Source organism: Kocuria sp. ZOR0020 (assembly GCF_000800955.1).
GTDB classification, from domain to species: Bacteria; Actinomycetota; Actinomycetes; order Actinomycetales; family Micrococcaceae; genus Kocuria; species Kocuria subflava.
Map to the genome: position 1 here is coordinate 1 of NZ_JROX01000077.1, position 3,884 is coordinate 3,884.

Here is a 3,884-nt window from a genome sequence, read left to right on the forward strand (position 1 = left end):
CAGCAGCACCCATGAACAACACCACCAATCAATCCGGTGTTGCACTTACCCCCTGAAACCGCCCCAGTCAGGGGCGATCAAACGGCCTACTCGGCGTCAGGAGGGGGGAAGGGTCGCGACGACGGCGGCCCAGTGGGTCAGGCCGTGACCTCTTCCGACTTGGCGGTGGCCTCCAGGAAGTGCGCACCGGCCGTGATCTGGCCCGGGGTGAAGGTGGTCTCCACACCGGCCAGCTTCTTGGCGTTGCTCACGACGACGGGCGTGGTGAGGTCGTAGCCGGCGGCTGCAACCGCCTTCCAGTCGACTTCCGCCAGGACGTCGCCGCGGCGAACCGTCTGGCCCTTGACCACCTTGGGCGTGAAGTGCTCGCCCTGCAGCTTCACGGTGTCCATGCCGATGTGGATCAGCACGTCAACACCGCTTTCCGACCGCAGTGCGTAGGCGTGGGCGGTGGGGAAGGCCACCACCACCTTGCCATCCACGGGGGAGACCACGGGGCCGTTGCTGGGCACGATCGCTCCGCCGGGGCCGAGCATGCCGGAGGCAAAGGTCTCGTCCTTGACCTGGTCCAGGGTGATCGCCTCCCCGTCGACGGGGGCTGCCACCACGTAGTCGAAGGCTGCCTCCTCGGGGATCTCCACGTGGGTGGCCGCGGGGGCGTGGTGCTCCTCGGCGTGCAGGGCGGCGGCCTCGGCGGCGGCTTCCTGGTCCTCCAAGTTGTCCTCACCGGTGGTTCCGGCAATGGAAGCGCGCCCGCGCGTGGAACCGTAGACCAACGCCGCCGTGAAGGCGATGGCGAAGGTGATGGCCATGATCACCAGGTACATGGGGATGTCCGTGGGGCGGATGGACACGAAGCCCACCAGGCCAGCGGCCCCCAACGCCATGGCGCGGACGTCGAAGATGGCCACCAGGGTGGCGCCGATGCCCGCGGCGGCAAGGCCCAGGAAGAACGGCCAACGCAGGCGCAGGTTCACACCGAAGATCGCGGGCTCCGTGATGCCGAACAGCGCGGAGGCCGACGACGCACCGGAGATGCCCTTGAGTTTGGCGTCCCGGGCGCGCAGGAACACCGCCAGACACACGGCACCCTGGGCCACGTTGGCCATGGTGGCGATCGGGAAGATGAAGGAGCCGCCCTCGTTGATCAGCGGCAGTTCCACGGCCGGGAAGGACTGGTGCAGGCCGGTGACCACGATCGGGGAGTACAGCAGACCGAAGACCAGACCGCCGAACGGGTTGGCCGATTCGTAGAGCCAGGACAGTCCGTCGGTGATGCCGTTGGACAGCACGCGGGTCAGGGGGCCCACGATGATGAAGGCCAGGAAGCCCGTGATCAGCATGGTGAACAGCGGGGTCAGCAGGAAGTCCGCGGTGCCCTTGAAGATCTTGTGGAAGCGCTTCTCGATGAACACCAGCAGCCAGGAGACGAACAGCACCGGGATCACCTGGGCCTGGTAGCCCACCTGCTCCACGGTCAGACCGAAGAGGTGCCAGGCCGGGATGGCCTCACCGGCTTCGATCATGGCGCCGTAGTCGTAGGCGTTGACCAGGCTGGGGCTGACCATGGCCGCACCCATGGCGGCACCCAGGTAGACGTTGCCGCCAAAGCGCTTGACCGCGGAGAAGGCGATCAGAACGGGCAGGAAGGCGAATGCCGCCGCGGAGATCATGTTGATGAGCTCGGCGTAGTCGGCGATGGCCGGGAACATCTCCACCACGGACTGCTCACCGAACAGTTCCGGTGCGGTCAGCACGTTGTTGATGGCCATCATCAGACCACCGGCGATCAACGCGGGCAGGATGGGGACAAAGATGTCCGCAATGGTCTTGATCAGGCGGATGACCGGGTTTTCCTTCTCCGCGGCCACCTGTTTGGCCTCGTCCTTGCTGACCTCGCGGACGCCGCCCTTGGAGACCATCTCCCCGTAGACGATGTCCACGTCGCCGGGGCCGATGATGATCTGGTACATGCCGCCGGCCAAGAAGGTGCCTTTGACGTCGGCGTCGTCGTCCAGGGCCTTCTGGTCAACTTTGTCCTGGTCGGCCAGGACCAACCGCAGTCGGGTGGCGCAGTGGGCCGCTGCGTTGATGTTCTCCGGCCCTCCGACGGCGGCCAGCACTCTGGTGGCCACTTGTGAGTGATCCATGGGTATGGGTCTCCCTTTGTGTGATGAATCGCGGTCAGTGTTGGCGTGGGACTCGCTGCCCCGCCGGGATCACTGAATCCGCGATGACTGGATGGGTTGTGGTGCTGAGGGGGTGAATCGTGCGACGTCGTGAAACTGAACGGGCAAGGGTTCCGCGGCCCACATCTGCACGCCGAAAGGAGCTTCCTCCAGGTAGCTGCGCAGGGTGAAGGACAGGGCGCCGTTGGCCAGGAAGAGTTCGGTGACCGAGCGGTCGTGGATGAGTTCCACCGTCATGGTGGAGGTCTGAGGCAGCGTGACGGTGCGCTGGTTGCCGTGCGGGTACCGGGTGGTGGAACGGTCCACGGTCAGCTGCCCGCCGCTGAACAGGAAGTCCACGTGTGAGGTCTCCGTTCCAAGGCGCAGCCCCCAGTCGGCGGTCTGATCGGCTTCAACCGTGAACACCGCGCGGAAGCTGCGCCGGCCGTTCAGGGGCTCCAACTCCACCTTGGTGGGGCCGATCTGACCCGGCAGGCCGGTGGTGACCGTGTGCGCACGGGAGGTGTCCAGGTGCGGTGTCTGGATCAGCCTGCCGTCCTTGACCGTCAGCTCGCGGATCACGCTGAGGGTGTGGACCCACCCGTGCTCCATGGACGGCTGGTGGTCCTCGGAGGCGTTGCCCACCCAGGCGGTCATCAGGGTGGGTCCGGATTCACCGGGTTCGCGGGCAAAGACCTGGGGGGCGTAGAACTCGAAGCCCCGGTCCAGCTCGTGGAAGTCCCCCGTGTTGCGCAGCTGGTTGCCGTGCAGCTCACCCACCACGTAGCAGGTGGGGAAGATGTTCTTGAACCCCTCACGGCTGGGGGAGATGCCCTGCGGGCAGAACAGGAGAACGTCGTGGATCTTGTCTGCGTCCGCATCCGGGACCCGCACGATGGCGGGGCATTCCCACATGTAGCCGAAATCCTGGTTCAGCTCGGGGGTCTCGGGGAAGCTCAGCTCACCCTCGAACTCCCAGGTCGTGAGATCCGGTGAGCGGTACAGCAGGGCGCAGCCGGTCAGGTCCTGGCGCTGGGCGCCCAGGCACATGCGGAAGGAGCCGTCGTCGTCGCGCCAGACCTGGGGGTCACGGACGTGGCGGGTGTGGCCGTGAGGGGGTTCGGGGATCAGCGGATTGCGGGGTGACTTGGTGAAGGTCACCAGATCCGTGGAGGTCACCACGCACTGGTGGGTGTCCCGCTCCTCTTCGGAGGGGCGGACGTTGCCCGTGTAGTTGAGGTGGACGGTGCCCCGGTCCACGACGGCGTTGCCCGAATAGGCGCCGTTGCGGTCGTACCAGGAGTCCGGGATGATCGCCGCCTCCCGGTGCTCCCACGTGGTCAGATCCGTGGAGGTGCTGTGGCCCCAGTAGACCAGTTTGCGGTCCGGGTGGAACGGGCTGAACTGGTAGAACGCGTGGTAGACGCCCCGGTGGACCACCAGCCCGTTGGGGTCGTTGAGCCGGCCCACCGGAGGGGCCACGTGGAACAGGGGGTAGTCGGGGTCGCTTGCAGCGGTCGATGCTTCCACGGCTTGCCGCGCCAGTGCCCTGAGGTCTTCTTCCACACTTTCCCCCGGTCGGAATCATTGCTTGTCGCGTGAGCGTATTCGCCCGGGAGAAGCGGGTGGTTGCGGTTGCACGGGATTGCGTGTTTGAGGAGGATCACATTGGATACCTTCCCCGCCGAGTAGGCCGTTTGATCGCCCGCTGAGGGG

General features: G+C 66.1%; 2 protein-coding genes. Both read right to left on the minus strand.

All coding sequences use genetic code 11. The annotated features are described in order from the left end of the window. Positions 1 to 137: 137 nt before the first annotated feature. On the minus strand, positions 138 to 2,150 hold the full coding sequence (locus tag L979_RS05305) for a sucrose-specific PTS transporter subunit IIBC (protein WP_081993860.1): 2,013 nt from the start codon (positions 2,148 to 2,150) through the stop codon (positions 138 to 140). 69 nt (positions 2,151 to 2,219) lie between these two features. After that, positions 2,220 to 3,734, minus strand: a complete 1,515-nt coding sequence (locus tag L979_RS05310; protein ID WP_047690149.1) for a glycoside hydrolase family 32 protein — start codon at positions 3,732 to 3,734, stop codon at positions 2,220 to 2,222. Positions 3,735 to 3,884: the final 150 nt, after the last annotated feature.

Bases quoted from the DNA above. Each gene is read 5' to 3' on its own strand.
- L979_RS05305 (WP_081993860.1), bottom strand. From the start codon at position 2,150: ATGGATCACTCACAAGTGGCCACCAGAGTGCTGGCCGCCGTCGGAGGG.